The 18,151-nt window shown below is 50.2% G+C and carries 16 protein-coding genes and 1 riboswitch; of the genes, 10 read left to right on the top strand and 6 right to left on the bottom strand.

Annotated elements, in window-relative coordinates:
* Positions 1-166 precede the first annotated feature (166 nt).
* From IRJ17_RS06950 to IRJ17_RS06970, 5 genes are all read left to right on the top strand, one after another.
* Positions 167-1,273: a glycosyl hydrolase family 8 gene (locus IRJ17_RS06950; RefSeq protein WP_242773963.1), complete on the top strand. Its 1,107-nt coding sequence runs from the start codon at positions 167-169 to the stop codon at positions 1,271-1,273.
* A 36-nt stretch (positions 1,274-1,309) separates the two neighbouring features.
* Complete coding sequence (locus IRJ17_RS06955; protein WP_242773966.1) at positions 1,310-2,185, top strand: GGDEF domain-containing protein; 876 nt, start codon at positions 1,310-1,312, stop codon at positions 2,183-2,185.
* Positions 2,186-2,355: 170 nt separating this feature from the next.
* Positions 2,356-3,651 carry a glycosyltransferase family 2 protein gene (locus IRJ17_RS06960; RefSeq protein ID WP_217022129.1) on the top strand — a complete coding sequence of 432 codons (1,296 nt, stop codon included), beginning with the start codon at positions 2,356-2,358 and terminating at the stop codon, positions 3,649-3,651.
* 155 nt (positions 3,652-3,806) lie between these two features.
* Complete coding sequence (locus IRJ17_RS06965; RefSeq protein WP_173596389.1) at positions 3,807-4,517, top strand: YjjG family noncanonical pyrimidine nucleotidase; 711 nt, start codon at positions 3,807-3,809, stop codon at positions 4,515-4,517.
* A gap of 88 nt (positions 4,518-4,605) precedes the next feature.
* Complete coding sequence (locus IRJ17_RS06970) at positions 4,606-4,773, top strand: aspartyl-phosphate phosphatase Spo0E family protein (RefSeq protein WP_063230709.1); 168 nt, start codon at positions 4,606-4,608, stop codon at positions 4,771-4,773.
* A gap of 121 nt (positions 4,774-4,894) precedes the next feature.
* On the opposite strand, the gene IRJ17_RS06975 is transcribed toward IRJ17_RS06970, so the two are convergent.
* Genes IRJ17_RS06975 through IRJ17_RS07000 form a run of 6 tightly spaced genes read right to left on the bottom strand, consistent with a single transcriptional unit; the run spans position 4,895 to position 10,388 of the window.
* Positions 4,895-5,998 (bottom strand): GerAB/ArcD/ProY family transporter, encoded by a 1,104-nt coding sequence (locus IRJ17_RS06975; protein ID WP_173596390.1) that lies wholly within the window; start codon positions 5,996-5,998, stop codon positions 4,895-4,897.
* A 36-nt stretch (positions 5,999-6,034) separates the two neighbouring features.
* Positions 6,035-6,256 (bottom strand): hypothetical protein, encoded by a 222-nt coding sequence (locus IRJ17_RS06980; RefSeq protein ID WP_122962627.1) that lies wholly within the window; start codon positions 6,254-6,256, stop codon positions 6,035-6,037.
* The gene (locus IRJ17_RS06985) at positions 6,253-7,428 is read right to left on the bottom strand and encodes a Ger(x)C family spore germination protein (RefSeq protein ID WP_242773969.1); all 1,176 of its coding nucleotides are present in this window, start codon (positions 7,426-7,428) and stop codon (positions 6,253-6,255) included. The genes IRJ17_RS06980 and IRJ17_RS06985 overlap by 4 nt, the downstream gene beginning before the upstream one ends.
* Positions 7,425-8,525, bottom strand: coding sequence for a GerAB/ArcD/ProY family transporter (locus tag IRJ17_RS06990; protein ID WP_122962629.1), 1,101 nt, complete (start codon positions 8,523-8,525; stop codon positions 7,425-7,427). The genes IRJ17_RS06985 and IRJ17_RS06990 overlap by 4 nt, the downstream gene beginning before the upstream one ends.
* Positions 8,526-8,556: 31 nt before the next feature.
* On the bottom strand, positions 8,557-10,131 hold the full coding sequence (locus tag IRJ17_RS06995) for a spore germination protein (protein WP_122962630.1): 1,575 nt from the start codon (positions 10,129-10,131) through the stop codon (positions 8,557-8,559).
* A gap of 59 nt (positions 10,132-10,190) precedes the next feature.
* The gene (locus tag IRJ17_RS07000; RefSeq protein ID WP_173596393.1) at positions 10,191-10,388 is read right to left on the bottom strand and encodes a hypothetical protein; all 198 of its coding nucleotides are present in this window, start codon (positions 10,386-10,388) and stop codon (positions 10,191-10,193) included.
* A gap of 229 nt (positions 10,389-10,617) precedes the next feature.
* Here IRJ17_RS07000 and IRJ17_RS07005 point away from each other — a divergent pair, with 229 nt between their 5' ends.
* From IRJ17_RS07005 to metK, 5 genes are all read left to right on the top strand, one after another.
* The gene (locus tag IRJ17_RS07005; RefSeq protein ID WP_122962631.1) at positions 10,618-11,565 is read left to right on the top strand and encodes an accessory Sec system S-layer assembly protein; all 948 of its coding nucleotides are present in this window, start codon (positions 10,618-10,620) and stop codon (positions 11,563-11,565) included.
* Positions 11,566-11,647: 82 nt separating this feature from the next.
* On the top strand, positions 11,648-12,610 hold the full coding sequence (locus IRJ17_RS07010; RefSeq protein WP_122962632.1) for an SLAP domain-containing protein: 963 nt from the start codon (positions 11,648-11,650) through the stop codon (positions 12,608-12,610).
* A 40-nt stretch (positions 12,611-12,650) separates the two neighbouring features.
* A complete protein-coding gene (locus tag IRJ17_RS07015) occupies positions 12,651-13,646 on the top strand; it encodes an SLAP domain-containing protein (RefSeq protein ID WP_122962633.1) in 996 nt (331 codons plus the stop codon).
* 286 nt (positions 13,647-13,932) lie between these two features.
* Positions 13,933-16,503, top strand: a complete 2,571-nt coding sequence (locus IRJ17_RS07020; RefSeq protein WP_242773978.1) for a S8 family peptidase — start codon at positions 13,933-13,935, stop codon at positions 16,501-16,503.
* A 178-nt stretch (positions 16,504-16,681) separates the two neighbouring features.
* A riboswitch (SAM riboswitch) is annotated at positions 16,682-16,782 on the top strand.
* 132 nt (positions 16,783-16,914) lie between these two features.
* Positions 16,915-18,126, top strand: a complete 1,212-nt coding sequence (gene metK / locus IRJ17_RS07025; protein WP_122962634.1) for a methionine adenosyltransferase — start codon at positions 16,915-16,917, stop codon at positions 18,124-18,126.
* The last annotated feature ends 25 nt before the right edge of the window (positions 18,127-18,151 follow it).

Below are 18,151 nucleotides of genomic sequence, written 5' to 3' on the forward strand. Positions count from 1 at the left end.
AAATGGCCATGATTATTGCAAATGGAAACATCTTCTATATTACTTTTTACAATATAAATAGACGGCCAAAAACCAATATACTATACTGAATAACAAATAACATAATTAGTAAATAAAAGTAAATTAAACGAAATAATCCTTTCTATTGGACAGGAATGATGCCAGCTTGCACAATGCTTTGCTTACGAACAAGAAAAAGCTGTTAGTTACCGGCTTGTCCATTCTGACGGTGTCTTCCCTTACTTATTTGGCCGTGTTTGCAGAGCGGCTTTCGCCTGTTTCCCCGACAGAGACGTTTATCCGGCAATACATGACGAATCCGAATGGCACGTTGGCTACTTATTTGCAGGAAGCCCGTTCCACGAATGAAGACATAGCGGCAGGCAGAGAAGCGCTGTCTGAGTCTCTCGGCATATGGATGCAATATGCGTGGGTGAAAGGTGACCGGCAATTGTTTGCCGACAGCTTTCGGTTGTTGCGGACTTTTTTTCTGTCTCCACAAAACCGAATTTACTGGAAGCTGTCGCCGGACGGGCAGCCGCATGTGACGACAAATGCTCTCGGGGATGATCTGCGAATTGTCGATGCGCTCTGGAAGGCGGCTGACAGTTGGGAAAATGAGGAATACGCAAAAGCGGCAGAAGCGGTAACACAATCGTTATTCGCTTCGTCCATACAACATGGATGTCTCGTCGACTTTTATGACTTCGCAAAAAAGGAGTCTCCGCAGACACTCAGCCTCGTTTACGTCGACATGTCCGCCCTGAAAAGGATGGCGGATCACAACAAAATAGATGCGAATGTGTACCAGCGCTACCGTGATCTGTTAATGAACATGCCGAACGACGGAATATTTTACCCTAAAATATTCCACGTCGAGAATCAAATGTACAGCTATGTTGACTCGGTGAATCTCATTGATCAACTGATTGTAGCGATAAATCTGGCAGAGGCCGGGCGTACGCCTCGGGAGCTGGCTGCTTTTTTGAAAAAGGAGTTCGCGCAGCAGCACCAATTGCCGGGGCGCTACGACCGGGCTAGTCGCACAGCAGCTGTGTCCTATGAATCTCCTGCCGTTTACGGATTGGCAATCTTGCTGGCTCTGAAGCTGGATGATCCGCAATGGGCAAATCAACTGCAAGCCAGAATGGTGCAGCTGCGCAGTAATGACTCCCGCTTTTTGGGCGGCTATGTTTTTCAGGAAGATACGCATGCCTTCGATAATTTGGTGCCGCTTTTGGCCGAGGAGGCGCTGCGAACGTATAAGGACTGATGAGAAAACCGAATAAGCAATGAGAGGAGCTGAATTATGAACAACAATTCTCCGACACGCAAGATGGAGATAGGGTACGGCATCTTGCTCCTGCTTACGGTGCTTCAGGAAGCGCTGGTTTATGTCCATGTCTACATAGATCAGTCGTTTGCGATGGTTGAGTTTGTTTTGAGCATGGCTATTTTGCTGGCGCTCCTGCTCGGTTATGTGCTGCCGATGGGGGTATCGGTCGTTTTGGTGTTTGTTTACTTGGTCAGCTATGTTGTTTGGCTGGCTACGTATGCGAATACGAGTGTCATTGTGTACGCCTGGTTGCTGGTCATGCCCGCGAACGTGCTGATTGCAGGGTTTATCAAAACGTACTTGCTGCGCAGCAAGCGACTCGTGGAACGGTTGGAAGAACTGAAAGAAATCAACCCGGTCATTGATCTCGATACGACACTGGGCAACAAAATGGCCTTTGCGGAAACGATGCTCAGACAGTCTAATCTGGCAAAACGTTATGAGGGAAAATACAGCTTTTGCCTGGCGATGTTCAAAATCGAGTTTTTGCCGTTCGTACAAGAATCTCTTGGCTCAGAGGGGTATTCGCGGCTTTTGCTGGAATTGTCCCAGACGATTCAAAAGCAACTCCGCTTCGAAGATTACAAGTTTTCGCTCGATGAAGGACGGTTTGTCGTGCTGCTGCCGATGACGGACAAGGACTATTTGCGGCAACTGACGGGACGGATTAAACACGCCATGATGGACAAGGATTTTCCGGACAAAAAAGGACGACAGTTGAAGCTGGTCATTCGCTCGGGAGCGCTTGTTTTTCAAAAGGAACAATTCAATCAATATGAGCAAATCGACAGCGTCATAGCGGCGCTTGAACGAAATGCGGAACTTGATCTGATCGGAGAGTACGTGTAAGCCGATCTGGCCAGGAAAAGGGAGGGGGCTTCTTATGTCATACACCAGCTGGTTTATCCCCTTGTGCATTGCGATCAGTATGATCTTCGCCGTTACGATTGTTTTTCTGACGATCGCCACGTTGGTTTTTCGTGACAGAGTGAGCAAAAAATACGATCGGAGGAAAATTAGTGGCTGAGTGGCTCTTGTTGCTCGCAATTATCAGTATTTGGGTCGCGGTGTTTGAATCTGCGCTGATTATGGCTGGAGCCATACGCTTTGTGTACCGGCAGAGCAAAGAGGAATTGGTGATCCCGACGGAGATGGACGCTTTTCCAGCCGTGACGATACTCGTTCCGGCCCACAATGAGGAGCTGGTCATCGCCGCGACAGTCGAGCACATTTTACGGCTGAACTATCCGGCGGACAAGCTGCAAGTGATCGTCATTGCCGACAATTGCACAGACCAAACGGCGCAAATCGTGCGGGCGGTACATGACAAGCCAGAGTTCTCGCAGCGCAACCTGACTGTTCTGGAACGAACCGGGAAGGGAGGGAAATCGGGAGCGTTGAATGACGCTTTCAAACTCGCTACCGGGGAATGGATTTGCGTGTATGATGCCGACGCCGCACCAGAGAAAAACGCGCTTGCTTTTCTGATCCAAAAAGCGCTGGAGCAGCCGGAGCGGTACGGGGCGGTTTTTGGACGGAACAAGGCTCGGAATCGCGACCAAACTCTACTCACCCAATTCATCAATCTGGAACTGGTGACCATGCATCGTGTTTATCATACGGGGCTATGGGAGCTTTTTCAGCTAGGGTCTATTCCGGGAACAAACTTTATCGTCAAAAGCTCGCTGATCGCGGAGTTGGGCGGATGGGACGAGCAGTCCCTTACGGAGGATACGGCGATTTCTTTTGAAATATTAAAGCGGGGCCAGCTGATTGCTCTCGCACCGCAGGCAGAGGCGTACCAGCAGGAGCCGGAAAAGCTTGACGTCTACATGAAGCAGCGTCAACGCTGGGCGATGGGGAACTACCACACAGTTATCGGGAACATCTCGCATTTATTTGACAGCACGAGCTGGCGCATCAAGCTGAAGGTGTTGTATTATGCAGCGAGCTACTTTTGGTTTATGGTGGCGATTGTTGTTTCCGATATCATTTTTGTGACGAACCTCGTATACAAGGTGATCTCCTGGTTTCATCCCGAGGTCGTGTCTCCCTTCCAGTTTTCCGAGGATATCTACGTCTACTTGGTCGTGGCTTGGGCGCTGATGTATTCCATGTATGTGCTGCAAATCAATCTGGCTCTGGCTACCGATATCGGTCAAAGCACGACGAGAAACTTCGTCTTGTCTTGCCTCTCGTATTTTACGTATGCGCAGTTGTTCATCGTCATCTCGGTGCAAGCATTTTGGGGACTGCTGGCTGATAAAGTGACAAAAAGAAAGAGAAGATGGTACAAGACGCAACGCTTTACCTGATGGGCTGTGCAAGAGGAGACTCTTTTACTTTTCTTCCGTACTCTTCCAGATGATAGGCAGTTCCTTATGTCAAATCTGTTATAATAAGATGATAGATTGATTGATGAAAAAAGAAACGACTGGTGCCGAGCCGGAAGAGACGGGTGGAGAGAACTGTGAAATACGAAGTGATTTTCTTTGATGTGGACGATACGTTGATCGATTTTGGCATTTCGGAAAAAAATGCGATGGATAAAGCTTTCCACCGTTTTGGAATGCCCGAAGGCTGGCTTGCCTACCAAGCAACGTACAGTGAAATCAACAAAAGACTGTGGCTGGAGCTGGAACAAGGAATCGTGTCACTGGACGAGCTTGGAGTGGAGCGGTTCAGCCGTCTGTTTTCAGCGCATGAGCTGTCCTATGATGCTGTTGCTTTCAACGAAGAGTTTTTGGCCAATCTGGCACAGGAAACGCCGCTGATTCAAGGAGCGCAGGAAGTATGCAGCAGTTTGGCGGGATGCCGCCTGGCTATCATTTCAAACGGCTTTGCCGAAGTGCAGAAAGCGAGAATCGCAGCATCGCCTCTTCGCCATGCTTTCGAACAGTTGATTATTTCCCAAGAGGCCGGGTTTCAGAAACCGGATGCGCGAATTTTTGACTATGCATTTTCCAAGCTGCAAGTGACAGACAAGTCGAAAGCTTTGATCGTAGGAGATTCGCTTACTTCCGATATTCGAGGCGGACACAACTACGGGATCGATACATGCTGGTTCAATCCGCAAGGCAAGGAAAATCGGTTGGACATCGAGCCTACGTACGAGATTCGCGATCTGACTCATTTGCTTGAGCTTGTCAGACTGACAGCGGATGAGCGGCTGCCTATATAAGAATATATAATTTCCCTTATATTTCCTGTCTATCGAATGATATAATAATCCTAGGACTTATGATCTAACTGTTTCTGGAGGAATTAGCATGGATCAACCAACTGATCTGTTGCATCGTATCGAGAGCATGCGTAAAGAGTTATCCGAACTTGTTTTGGAAAAAGGAAGCTTTCTGCATCCGACTGTGATCGATATGTCGCAAAAATTGGATGAGTATATCGTCAAATACCAAAAATGCCTCCAGTTACACACATAAATGAGCAAAAAATTATCCACAACCTGTGGATAAACCTGTTATTAATTGACTGAATAATAAAACTATAAAAACCGAGCCGCATAACCTGAGGCTGGCTTTTGCTCAAAGTCGCGCTCTGTTGTTATGCGGCTGACTTCATTCGTTGCGGCTTGTTTCGCAGTTTGGCAATCAGCAAGAGAAGCAGCGGCAACAGAATTTGCATGAAAAAGCCGTAGTAAGGAAGCGAAGTTTCGTCGAGATAGTTAAAAACAATCATGTTGGGGATGCCCCAAAAACTGAACAGCACGATCAAAAAGCCGATTGGCCATACGAGCGGCCGATAGTCAGTTACTTCCATCAGTTGTGCACTGCCAAGGACGATGACGTAGAAAAATACCGATATTTTGACAAAAGCGCCCAGCACCCAGACTGCCATCACCACAGACTCCAGATTTTCGAAAAAATCGGCAATACTGACGTAGCGCGAAGCAATCATTAAAGGGTAGAGCATGCTGGAAACATCGCTGCCAAACAAGAACAGAGAAAACAAATTGGTGGCAATCATCGTGATGGTTACAGCCAGCACGGAAAGCATTCCCCACTTTCGGCCTTTGCTACTGTCGGCTAACAACGGAAAGAGAAAAGCCGTCAGCCAAAACTCGCCAAGCCAGATGTGCGGAACAACAGCTCCTTTCAGCGAAGGGACAATGCCGTTTTCCAGTACCGGAAAAAAGTTTTGCCAATCCAGATCAGGCAGCAGCAAAAGGACCATGAGGCATAAGGGAAGTACGAACAGCGGCATGAACAACAGGGCTGCCCGGCCAATTACTTCAATGCCGCCGCGAACAGCAAAGACACAGACCAAAATCATGCTTGCGATGACGACGACGATCGGAGTGTTGAACAGAAAAGCGCCGACGACAAACTCGGCGTAGTTTCTGACGATTTGCCCCGTCCACATCAAGTAGAGGAAGCAGTAGAGCAAGCCGATCAGTTTTCCGGGAATCAACCCGACGATTTGACAGCTGTACTCGATCAGCGTTTGCTGCGGGTAATACTGATGAAGCCGATGGGAGACGTAAACCGTCAGAAAACCGGCGAATGATGCCCAAATGGGAGACAGCCACAGATCGTTATGGGCATAGGTAGCCATCGTTGCCGGCAAGGACAGGATAGCTGTGGCGATAATCGTGGGGTACATCATGACGCCCATCTGGAAAGCCGATATTTTGCCTTTTTCAAGCATAGATGATCACCTCTGGCAGATCACACGCGCCGCCATTTATTTTTTCATCAAATTTCCCCAAGGCTTGAACAGTTCATTCAGCCAAGTGACAGGCCCGGCCATATTGGGCAAATCGAATTGGGCCAATACCCACCCACACAACAAGAGGGAGAAAAAAGCGATTTTGTCTCGAAGCGGCTTCTGCCGCAAAGCTGGAAGCTCAAAGAGAATGATGAGCAGGACAAGCAATGTAACGCCTAGCGTAACGCCCCATCTCACTTTTCTCTCACCTCCTCCTCGGGTATGCCGCCAGGAAGCGTAACCAGGCCAGGTCGGCGAACGTACGCATGAATATCCGTGATTACTTTTACGTTGGGGAAAATGTCGTCCCAGTTGTTTTTGGCTGCCTTCCACTCTTGAGGATATTCCCGATAAAAGTCCGTGGCAAAGTCGAAGATGTCTGCCTTCATTTCGTGCTGCACCTGTTTGAGGGCAAGCTCAATGCGGTCTTCGATGTCCTGTTGAAATGCTTTTTCCACAAGCTTGATCATCTCGGGATTGCTCATGTCCAGGTTCGTGCCGTTTTGCACAACGTCTCCTTCCGTTTTCGCCTTTATCGTCATTTGCCATTGTCCATTGCGGATCGAAGGGATGAATTTGATATCCGAGTGGATGGGGTTGAGAGAGACTGTGCCCTGCACATTTTTGAGCTTGGCGGTGACGGTGTAGCGCTCTACTTCTCCGCGTATCCACATGACGCCGCGCGTCGCTTTTTCGTTGATCTCTCCGACCATCTTGCCTTTTCGAAAAACGGCGGTTCCCATGATGTATGGCGCTGTCTCCAACCCTTTGGCCTCGTTTGGCGGCGGCATGACATCGATCAGGGGGAGAGCGGCAGCATTTGATTTGCCGCGCAGCATTTCTTTTAACTGAATGATCGTGACCAGCATTCCGATATGCATATCTGACATTTCGCGTATGACTTCGGACGAGTAGCGTTCAAGCTCGGGACGAAGCTCCAGGGTCTTCGCTGCCTTGCCTTTGCTGACAAACATGTAAGCTCTTTCGCGCGGTTGCGGGTGGCGAACGAGAAAGTCCATTTCTTCGGTAATTCCCCGTTTTGCCATGTCCTCCCCAAAAATGAATACTTCGCAGTGGCCCCAAAAAATTTTTCGCGGAATCTTCGTTTGCAGCAGAGCGATGGCATCGGCAATACTGGCACCTTTCGCCGACTTTACAAGCGTGAGATTGCCGCCGCTGCTTGTGCTGCCTCTGCCCGCACTAAGGGCGCGGGGGATGAATACTTGGACAGACAGCTCGATCTGATTGTCATCTGCTGCATCAATCGCAGCTCCAGTAATAATCGCCAGATCATTGATCTCGGTTCGGTCCCAGCACCCGCCGAGAAACAACAGCGACATCATGAGAAGCGTCAGCAAAATCCGCTTCATGACGATTTTCCCTCCTGTCTGGCAGGACGCACGAAGGACAACAAGAGGAGCAGCAGAGGCAAAAGAGTCAGAACGAGCGGGCCGAGAAACGGGAAGACGGCCACATCAAACTTGCTGGTTTCCATCAGGCTGGGGATACTCCAAAAACTGAATAGTGTAATGAGAAAACCTAGCGGGAGAACGATCGGGCGATAATCTGACAAGTTGAGCAATTGCGCACTCCCAAGGGCAGTGGCGTAATAAAAGACGGAAATTTTGATGAAGGCGCCCATAATCCAGATCGCCATGACAAGCGATTCCAGATTTTCGAAAAAGTCGGCAAAGCTGACATAGCGAGCGGCTGCCATCAATGGATAAAGCATCGTTGCCACATCGGTTCCGAACAAAAAGAGCACGATCAGGTTGGAGATGAGCAATGTCAGCATGACAGCAAAAACAGAGAGGACACCCCATTTTCTGCCCTTTTCCCGATCGGTCAAAAAGGGGAGCAAAAAGGCAAGCAGCATGTACTCCGTAAACCAGCCTTGCGGAATGAGCGCTCCTTTTAGCGATGGTCCTACGCCGTCTGCCATGATCGGGAAAATCCGGTCGAGCTGAAAGTCCGTGAACAGCAAGACAATCAGGAGCAGCAGCGGCAGGACAAAAAAGGGCGAGAATGCCGTTGCCGCTCTCGCGATTACTTCGACGCCTCCGCGGACGGCAAAAGCGCAAAGCAGCAGCATGGTAGAGATGACGACTACGATTGGCGTTTGGGTGAGAAAACTGCCTACGAGAAACTCCGCGTAGATTCTGACTACCAGAGCGGTCAGCAGTACATATAACAGCATCAAAAATGCGCCGAATGCTTTTCCGAGCAGCTTCCCGAGAATATGCTCGCTGTACTGGATGATCGTCTTTTGCGGATAACGTCTGTGCAAGGCGTCTACGACCAGCACCGTGACAAAACCGATCAAGGAAGCCCAGATGGGGGAGAGCCACAGATCATTGTCGGCGTAGGCGGCAGTAATGCTTGGGACCGTCAGCAAAGCCGTAGCGACGATGGTCGGGTACATGAGAACGGCCATTTGAAAGGCGGATATTTTTCCTTTTTCCAGCATTGCTTCCTACACCTCGCTTTCCCTTGTCTGTTTATGGATCTTCCGAGCGTTCGGGGCCAGGCTTTTGGTCGGGAGCCTGACGGTACTGATTAAATTCTCCGGTGAAGTGGGGGCGCGTCTTCATGGCCCACCATGGAGAGCGGTACAAAATGTCTTTCCATTCTTTTGGTTTGAGCGGGGAAATCCCGGACAAATACGGCACGCCGAACGAACGCAAGGTGCACAGGTGAACCACGATCGCAATGAGTCCGAGCATGACTCCCAACAGTCCGAGTGTGCCCGCGAGAAACATGATCGGAAAGCGCAGCAGTCTGACGGCCGTACCGACGCTGTACCGCGGCACCATGAAGTTGGCGATTCCGGTAATGGCTACGACAATGACCATCGGAGCGGATACGAGTCCGGCGTCAACGGCAGCCTGTCCGATGACGAGCGCCCCAACGATACTGACGGCAGCCCCGATTTGCTTGGGCAATCTTACTCCGGCTTCGCGCAAGGCTTCGAAGGTGATTTCCATCAAGAGCGCCTCGACCAGGCCGGGAAAAGGCACAGCCTCCCGGGAAGCCGCCATGCTGATCAGAAGAGACGTCGGCACCATCTCCTGATGAAACGTAATGATGGCTACGTACAAGGAAGGGAGCAATAAAGAGATCCCGAGAAACAGATAGCGCAGCCAGCGAATCGCCGTGCTGATGATATAACGTTGGTAATAATCTTCCGCAGCCTGAAAGAGAGCGAAAAACGTCACGGGAGCAATCAGGGCAAAAGGCGTGCCGTCCACGAGAATGACGACTCTGCCTTCCAGTAATGCGGAGCAAGCTGTATCCGGTCGTTCCGTATCTTTTAACTGCGGAAAAGGCGAGGCAGGATTGTCCTCAATCATTTCTTCTATATATCCGCTCTCCAAAATCCCGTCGATCTGGATGCGATTCAGTCGCGCTTTTGCCTCTTCGACCAAGGTCTGGTCGACAATTCCCTCCATATAGGCCACGATCACTTCCGTTTGCGTGTATCCCCCGATTTTCATGCGTTCCATTTTCAAAGCCGGATCTTTGATTCTGCGGCGGATTTGGGAGGTATTCACGTCCAATGTTTCCGTGAAGCCTTCTCGCGGCCCACGTATCCCCACCTCTGCCGAGGGCTCCTCGATGTTTCGCTTTTCCCATTTGGCCAGACCAAGCGACAGCGCCCGTTCTTCTCCTTCCCACAGCAAGACGGGATTGCCGCTGCCGATTTCTTCAATACAGTCGGCAATCGTAGCAAGATTTTTGATGCGAGAGACAGCCAAAACCTGCTCAGCCATTTGCTCCATGTCAGGAAATTCGTTTTCATTTGCTTGCATGAGCGGCGTCAACACGTACTGATCTACGTCTTGAACGGTACACAGACCGCTAATAAACACGACATGCGCCTTGATTGTTTTCCCGATATAAAAAGGCCGAAAAATGACGTCCGAGCATTTGGAGTAGATGTCTTGCAACGTTTGGAGGTTTTCCTTCGTCTCTTTTGATAAGGTCAAATGAGCGTAGGGACTTGGGCTGTTTTGCCTGGCAGGTTCGAGTTTATGCTTGTTTGTTCTCCACCATTTTCGTCCGTTGCGATTCAAGCGAGGTCCTCCTTTCCGACACAGTGAGGCCAATTTTTGTTACTAGACAGTTTGTCCAATTATGAATTTTTATAATCCAACGCTGGCAGCTTTGTCGGCATTTTCACTGTTTTTGCCCAAAAAAAGAACCAGCTGAATCGGTCAGCTGGCGCAAAAGGTATTCCCCAAGTTATTTGTTTAGACACTTCCATTTTATCAATAATGAATAATATTGTAAACTTTCTCATCAAATGGAATTGGCCTCGTTCTGGTGACATCTTTCCATTCCTTGACATCACTGATTCGTACAGGTATCCTAACAAATATTACTCGCCGCTTTCCCCTGGCAAGGCGGGTGGTTTGTTGCCGGACCAAAGACGCGGGAACCGCGCTTGCAGCAGGCGGGTTAATGCCAAGTTTTCTATGTTGCAAAAGGATGTCACTATGCTATAGTGAATGACGAACGCAAACACTATATAGATGTAGAGAAAAGTTGGGAGCGGTGCTATGTTATCCTTCTTGAAGAGTTTAATGGGGAAGACGCCTACCACAAAAGAGGTGCGAGAACAGGTTCAGGAGGAATCCATTCTGTCCGCTTCTGATACCGAACAGTCTCATCAGGAAAAGCAAGGTCTACACAAAACATCTGCCGGCGTCATTACCACGCTGTCCCTGCATGAATCGTGGGAAGCGAATCTGGGTGCGCAGGAGAAATACGCGCTTTCCTTTATGGCACAGGAGCTGGAGCCGCTGCAGGAAGGGAACATTTCCCTCGCTGGAACAGCGCTCGTTCCGCATGATGATGGAATCGAAATCACGGCGTTTATTCGCAACAGTTCGGACCATCCAATCAACCTAAAGGAAATGACGCTGGTGGTATTGTTCGGGGATCAGCAGCTATTTACCCGCCAGACGTTTGACTTTAGCGAGATAGGGGAAATTCCGCCGCGATCTGCAAGACCGTGGTCGTTTGTATTTGCGCGTGAACACTTCCTGCAAGTGAACGTGCTGCTGGCGAACTGGAAGATTGCATTCGAGATGGCACAAAAGAAAATGGTGTTGCCACAGCAACTGGAACTGGAAGAGTCCTGGATCAAGGCGCTGTCGAATGAACAAAAAAATTCCTTGATCGAGCTGGCGAAAACACTTCCTGCGCTCAATGAGGGAGAAGTAAATATCCAGGGTGTGCAAATTCGTCGCTCCGAGGAAGGCGCACTTCACGTCATGCTTTTGATTCGCAACGGCTCGCCGCAGTCTCTTTCCTTTGAAACGTTGCCGCTTGCTCTCTATGATGCGACAGGAGAAAAGGTGGCTGAAGGAGTGTTTGAACTGGGAAGCTTGACGGTGAATGCCAATACGAGCAAGCCATGGCTGTTTATTTATCCTCCGGAAAGCATTTTGCTGGAGCAGCCGGATCTTTCTCGCTGGCGAGTGAATGTTCCGCAGCAAGCCTAGATTTGCATGAGCCGTATAGAAATGTTTATGATGAAGAGAGAGAAATTGCGTTCGGGTTCGGACGTGTGTGAGGAGGTAACACATGTTTTCTTTTATGAAGAATTTGTTTGGCAAGGAACAGGGCGAGAAAGCTCTGGATGAATTGAAGAAAGAAATTCAGGAAGAGTCGGCATTCGACATTGACGAACTGAAAGAAACCGAAGTGGAAGTGGAAAAGGAACAGGCGAAGACCAGCGCTCCGGCTAAACGCGAGAAAATCAAGACAGAGCTGTCGCTGCATCCTTTGTGGGAGCAAGAGCTGGATTCCGAGAAAAAGTACACGCTGCGCTTTTTGCAGGAGGAGCTTCCAGAAATCGCGCGCGGTTTGATCAGCGTGACGGGCTTCAGTATGATTCCCCAACCGAACGGCATGATCGTGACGATGTTCTTCCGCAATGCGACAGATAAGCCAGTTCGTTTTAAAACGATTGGTTTGGCGATCTATCTGGACGACAAGCCGTTTGCGCGGATCAGAATCGATCTGTCCGAGATGGGCTCGATTCCGCCGCATACGAGCCGTCCATGGGAAGTGCTGTTCCCGGAAGAGTCCTATCTGCACGACAACTTCCAGTTCAGTCGCTGGAAAGTCGTGATGAAGGCAGGGAACCGCGCGCATATTTGGCCACGCACGCTTGAACTGGACCCGGAGATGGAGAACCGCATGACCGATCGGCAAAAGGATCGTCTGGAGAAGCTCGCCAATTCTTTGCCGCCAATCCCGGTGAATACCGTACAAGTTACGGGTTTTGATATCGGCAAAACGAAAGAAGGGCAACTGGTCGCTGCGATGCTGTTCCGCAATGGTCTGTCGACGGAGTATCGCCCTGAGCAACTGAAAGTAACGATTTCCGATACAGACGGGGATGTCGTTGCGCGAGGCGTTCTTGACGCCAGAAAGATCTGTGTCCAGCCTGGCAACAGTCGTCCGTGGCTGATCGTGTTCCCGCCGGAATTTGTGAAAAAGCCTGATGCCAATCTGCGTAGATGGATTCTTGACGTAGAGTAGACGCGTGATTTTTCTAAAGTGGGAAAGAGGAGGTTGACATATGAGTTGGTTATTGGAAAACTGGTTTGGTTCCAAAGAAAGCTTGGAGCAGGTACGAGAGGACATTCATGAGTATTTGCACAATGAATTTTACTTGGGCGTATCCGGTATTGAAAATCCGCAGCAGTCTGCAAACCGCGTGGAGTCGAAAGAGCTGTTCCTGTCGATGAACGGTCCGTGGGACGCGCAGCTGGACGAGGCCGAGCAGGAATTGCTGCAATATGTGCACGATGAGTTGCCGCCTGTAGTACGTGATGAGGTCGGTGTCATTCCGTTCTTCACACAGGCGACCGTAGAAGGCTATTTGGTGCTTGCCTACATTCGCAATGCGACAGACCGCAACGTACTGTTGCAAAAACTGCCGCTCTCTCTCGTAACAGCAGAAGGCGAAGAGGTGGCGAAAAAGACGTTCGACTTGATGACAAGCGGACCAGTCGATTCCATGTCCAGTCGTCCGGCGGAGTTTATGTTCCGTTGGGAAGAGTTTGACCGCATTCCGGAGCAAGAAGTACCGCTGACGATTGTGTATAAAAAGCCGCAAAAACAGCGACTCGAAGGAAGCCACGAGCTGAACATGGGGCTGAGTGCCAGTGAGCAAGAGCAGTATTTGCAAAAAGCAGCGGCAGAAGCTCCGGTAGAAGCTGGGCAGGTGGACTTGCAAGTTCTCGCAATCAAGCCGAACGAGGATAACGGTCTGAAAGTCGTTGTTGTATTCCGCAACGGTTTGGAGAAGCGCCTGGAGTTTACCGAGGTGCCGATCCTGGTGCACGACAAGGATGGCGAAGCGGTTGCCCGCGTCAACTACACCTTGCAAAACATGAAGGTGGAAGCGAACAGCCAGCGTGTCTGGGCATTTGACATCCCGTCCTCTTCGATTAAAAAAGCAGGAGTAGACGTGACAGAGTTGACTGCTTTCATTCCGCAAGCGCGCCAAAGAAAAAAACAGGAAACATACGTAGCGCCTGAAACCGAAGACAATAAAGGTCTGCTGCAGTAATGAACGAAACCCTTTTTGCCACTGGTGAAAAGGGTTTTTCTACTGCCAAAACGTTCCAAATATTGGGGAATTAGGGTTGCAATTCGCCCTTTTTATCCGCTATGCTAGGACGAGGAATATCATACTCGAATACCTTTTTGAACGTATTGGGATTGATTGCAAAAGTTTGCGGGTATTCATACGTTAAGAAAACCTTCCGCTAAAGCGCGGCCTTATGACGGAAACGGCTTCGACAGAGGTTTTCTTGCTGCATGATTTGCAGGGAGAGAGGGAAGGACTGTTTTTTATGAAAAAATCAATTCAAGTGACCGTCGCACTGGCGCTGCTGCTCACCGTCGCTCCTTTGGAAGTTAGGCAGGCACTCGCTGCTGCTCCTGCCTCCAATGACAGCTACTTGAGCAACCAGACGCACCTGAGTCAAATCAAAGCGGACAAGGCATGGTCAGTGGTGAACAGCAATCAGGCGATCACGATTGCTGTACTCGATACAGGGGCCGATTACAATCACCCTGATTTGAAGGGGAATTTGCTCCCTGGTGTTAACCTGGTCAATCCGGGGAAAAGTGCGCAGGATGACAATGGGCATGGAACAGAAGTCATCGGGGTCCTCGGGGCAAAAGGAAACAACGGGATCGGCGTAGCCGGGGTGGTCTGGAACGCCAAAATTTTGCCCGTCAAAGTCTTGAACAAAAACGCATCTACTACGGATGTTGACATGATCGCCAAAGGAATCAACGCCGCCCTCGATCGGGGGGCAAAGGTCATTTTGATGTCTTTTAGCAGCATGGCTTACTCCCGGGCTATGAAAAATGCGGTCGACCGCGCGGAACGAAACGGAGCGGTTCTGGTGGCGGCGAGCGGAAATGAGGCAAGCCGTGTCGCGTATCCGGCAGCGTACCCGACCGTAATTGCGGTGGGGGCGATAAACGGAAGAAACCAGGTCCTTTACCAGTCGAATACAGGGCCGGAGATGAATCTGGTGGCACCGGGGCTTAATGTGTATACAACCAAGCTCGGCGGCAAATACGGTTCAGTTTCCGGAACATCTGTAGCGGCGCCTCAGGTAGCAGGCGCGGCTGCTCTCATTCTGGCTCGTCATCCCAAGCTGTCTGCTCTCGACGTCAGGCAGATGCTTTATCAGACGGCGACAGATATTGGCGAAGGCGGCTGGGATCGGCAAGCGGGCTACGGTCTTCTGGACGTAAACAAGGCAGTGCGCAATGCGCTGTCCAGCGACTTTTTGGAGCCGAACAACGTTTTGGAGAGAGCCAAGGCGTTTCCGATCGAAGCGCAAGTCCGTGGCAATCTGGGGCCAAACGATACGGTTGACTGGTTCAAGATGGACGTTCCTTACGATGGAAAAGTAAGTCTCACCGCATCCGTAAACTCAGGCGTATCTTCAGCCATGTCAGCGACTTTTTATCCGGCAAATCGTCAGCCGGTCACTTACTATATCGGGAACGGGGATACGATAACGGTTCCTGCAAAAGCTGGGCGAATGAATATCAAGCTGGTGAGAAACGGTGGAGTTAATGCGTTTACTTATGTGCTGACGAGCAAATTCACCATCAACCCGGATCGGAATGAACCGAACAATACGATGGCTACGGCAAGGCCGCTGGTGGGCAACCAGATCAGCGTGACGGGCAATTTCCATGAGGAAGGGGATCAGGATTGGTTCTCCTACTATGTCCGCGAGTACGGGCATATGGACGTGACGGTCACACCTGATAACAAGCGGGTGGACTTGGTACTTGCCATCGGAAAGCAAGAGCCGGGAAAAAATACGGTCTGGGACCCGGTATACGATAACAGCGACAGGGATAATCCTTCCGAACGTGCAAGCAAGGACGTCTCGCCAGGAAAATACTACATTCGCGTCAGCGAGTATCAGCAAAATGCAATGAACGGCGAATATCGCCTCGATCTCGCCTTTACCCCGTTGAAAAAAGATGGGAACGAGCCGAATAATACGTATAGCAAAGCTGCTCCGCTTGCCAGTGGAGGAGTCATGTCAGGAACCATTCCGGCGTCGACAGATTCAGACTGGTTTCAATTTACATTGGATGCGGAATCGTACGTCACAGTTCGCGCTCCGTTCATCCCGGTAGCAAGCGGGTTTCACATCGCCCTTTACAATGAGAAAAACATGAACGTGGCGCTTGCTTCGACAACCGAAGTGGCAGAGCGGTCAGACCAAGGCAGTGAAATTTTCGGCATACGGCTGCCTAAAGGGAAGTATTTCGTGCGCATGAGCAGCATCGTGCCTTTCAAGTACGATTCCTACAAATTGACGCTCAGCCCGCAGCCGCTCATTTCCGGCTATCGGGATATTTCTAACCACTGGGCGCGTCCGCAAATCGCCAAGCTCAGCGACAAAGGCATCATCAAAGGCTTCGACGACGCAACATTCAAGCCGGATCAGGCAGTGACCCGCGCCCAATTTGCGACCATGCTCGTTTCGACGATGCGTGTCACCGGCTCGAAAGTAGCCAGTATGTACACGGGCAAGGACGTCTTTTCCGATTTGCCAAAAAAGCACTGGGCGTACAACACCCTTGGGGTAGCTTATCAGCTCGGAGTCTTGAAGGGGTATCCAAACAGTCAACTCAAGCCTGATCAGGCGGTAACGCGGGCCGAGATGGCCACCATGATCGCCAGGGCGAAAGGGGTAGCTGTGAATAGCCGCAGCGTGTCCTCTTATCGCGATGTTCCGGTCAACTATTGGGCATCGCCGGCGATCGAGGCTTTGACGCAAAAAAAGTGGCTGAACGGATATGGCAAGACCTTCAAGCCTCAGGGAACCGCTACGCGGGCCGAGGTTGTTGTATTGATCGCCAAATCGTACCAAGTATAAAGAGGCTTGACCAGCTTGTGCAAAAGGCGCTGTCCATGCGCTACAGTCATCATCGCTCGCTTCCCGCAGGCGATTTCATCAACGTTTTGTACAGGCTGGCCTGCTTCGAACCGGAGTTGTGGGAAAAGTCTATTGACACCACCCCGAAAAACAATTATTCTATAATCCGTAATGGATACTCTTATCCAGAGCAGGCGGAGGGACTGGCCCTATGAAGCCCGGCAACCGACTAGAGCGGTGCTAACCAGCAGGACGGAAATCTGTTCTGGCCGATAAGAGGATGAAGGAAGCTAAAAGCGCTCAAACCTTTTCCTCCGAAAGATGGAAAAGGTTTTTTATTTGCGTTTACGTCGATAAAATCCTGACTCGGCTACCAAACTATTTGTATGAGGTCAAAGGAGGTATTTTCTCATGGCTTTGCAAAAAGGTCGTCGTCTGTTCACATCTGAGTCTGTAACCGAAGGACATCCGGATAAAATTTGTGACCAAATTTCCGACTCCATCCTGGACGCCATCCTGTCCAAAGATCCAAACGCTCGCGTAGCGTGCGAAACTTCTGTAACGACAGGTCTGGTTCTCGTAGCGGGTGAGATCACAACCAACACTTATGTAGACATTCAAAAGCTGGTTCGCGAAACCATTCGTGAAATCGGCTATGATCGCGCTAAGTTCGGCTTTGACGCTGACACTTGCGGTGTTATCACAGCAATCGGCGAGCAATCCGCTGACATTGCACTGGGTGTAGACCAAGCACTGGAAGCGCGCGAAGGCAAAATGACTGACGCTGAGATCGAAGCGATTGGTGCAGGTGACCAAGGTCTGATGTTCGGCTTTGCTTGCAACGAAACACCTGAGTTGATGCCATTGCCGATCAGCATGTCCCACCAACTGGCTCGTCGTTTGACCGAAGTTCGCAAAAACGGCACACTCGCTTACCTGCGTCCTGACGGTAAAACACAAGTAACGGTTGAGTACGATGGAGACAAGCCTGTTCGCATCGACACGATCGTTATCTCTACTCAACACGCTCCTGAAACAACTTTGGAGCAAATCAAACAAGACCTGGTTGAGCATGTAATCAAACCAGTAGTTCCAGCTGAACTTCTGGATGCTGAAACCAAATACTTCATCAACCCAACTGGCCGTTTCGTTATCGGCGGACCACAAGGGGATGCTGGCTTGACTGGCCGCAAAATCATCGTAGACACTTACGGCGGATACGCTCGTCACGGCGGCGGCGCGTTCTCCGGTAAAGATCCGACAAAAGTAGACCGCTCCGGTGCTTATGCTGCTCGCTATGTTGCGAAAAACATCGTGGCAGCTGGCTTGGCTGACAAGTGCGAAGTACAAGTAGCGTATGCGATTGGTGTAGCACAACCGGTATCCATCGCAGTTGATACTTTTGGTACAGGAACTGTTTCCGAAGAAGATCTCGTGAAACTCGTTCGCAAACATTTCGACCTGCGTCCAGCTGGTATCATCAAACAGCTCGACCTGCGTCGTCCTATCTACAAACAAACAGCGGCTTACGGCCACTTCGGACGCAATGACCTGAATGTTCCTTGGGAGCAAACAGACAAAGCAGAAGTTCTGAAGCAAGAGGCTGCTCAACTGGCAAAATAAGCACGGCAAAGAAAGAGCCTGGTAA

The organism is Brevibacillus parabrevis (genome assembly GCF_022701015.1).
Classification (GTDB): Bacteria; Bacillota; Bacilli; order Brevibacillales; family Brevibacillaceae; genus Brevibacillus; species Brevibacillus parabrevis.

Coding starts and splice junctions, on each gene's coding strand:
- IRJ17_RS06955 (WP_242773966.1), top strand. CDS start 1,310: ATGAACAACAATTCTCCGACACGCAAGATGGAGATAGGGTACGGCATC.
- IRJ17_RS06970 (WP_063230709.1), top strand. CDS start 4,606: ATGGATCAACCAACTGATCTGTTGCATCGTATCGAGAGCATGCGTAAA.
- IRJ17_RS06975 (WP_173596390.1), bottom strand. CDS start 5,998: ATGCTTGAAAAAGGCAAAATATCGGCTTTCCAGATGGGCGTCATGATG.
- IRJ17_RS06985 (WP_242773969.1), bottom strand. CDS start 7,428: ATGAAGCGGATTTTGCTGACGCTTCTCATGATGTCGCTGTTGTTTCTC.
- IRJ17_RS06990 (WP_122962629.1), bottom strand. CDS start 8,525: ATGCTGGAAAAAGGAAAAATATCCGCCTTTCAAATGGCCGTTCTCATG.
- IRJ17_RS07000 (WP_173596393.1), bottom strand. CDS start 10,388: ATGTCACCAGAACGAGGCCAATTCCATTTGATGAGAAAGTTTACAATA.
- IRJ17_RS07005 (WP_122962631.1), top strand. CDS start 10,618: ATGTTATCCTTCTTGAAGAGTTTAATGGGGAAGACGCCTACCACAAAA.
- IRJ17_RS07010 (WP_122962632.1), top strand. CDS start 11,648: ATGTTTTCTTTTATGAAGAATTTGTTTGGCAAGGAACAGGGCGAGAAA.
- IRJ17_RS07015 (WP_122962633.1), top strand. CDS start 12,651: ATGAGTTGGTTATTGGAAAACTGGTTTGGTTCCAAAGAAAGCTTGGAG.
- IRJ17_RS07020 (WP_242773978.1), top strand. CDS start 13,933: ATGAAAAAATCAATTCAAGTGACCGTCGCACTGGCGCTGCTGCTCACC.
- metK (WP_122962634.1), top strand. CDS start 16,915: ATGGCTTTGCAAAAAGGTCGTCGTCTGTTCACATCTGAGTCTGTAACC.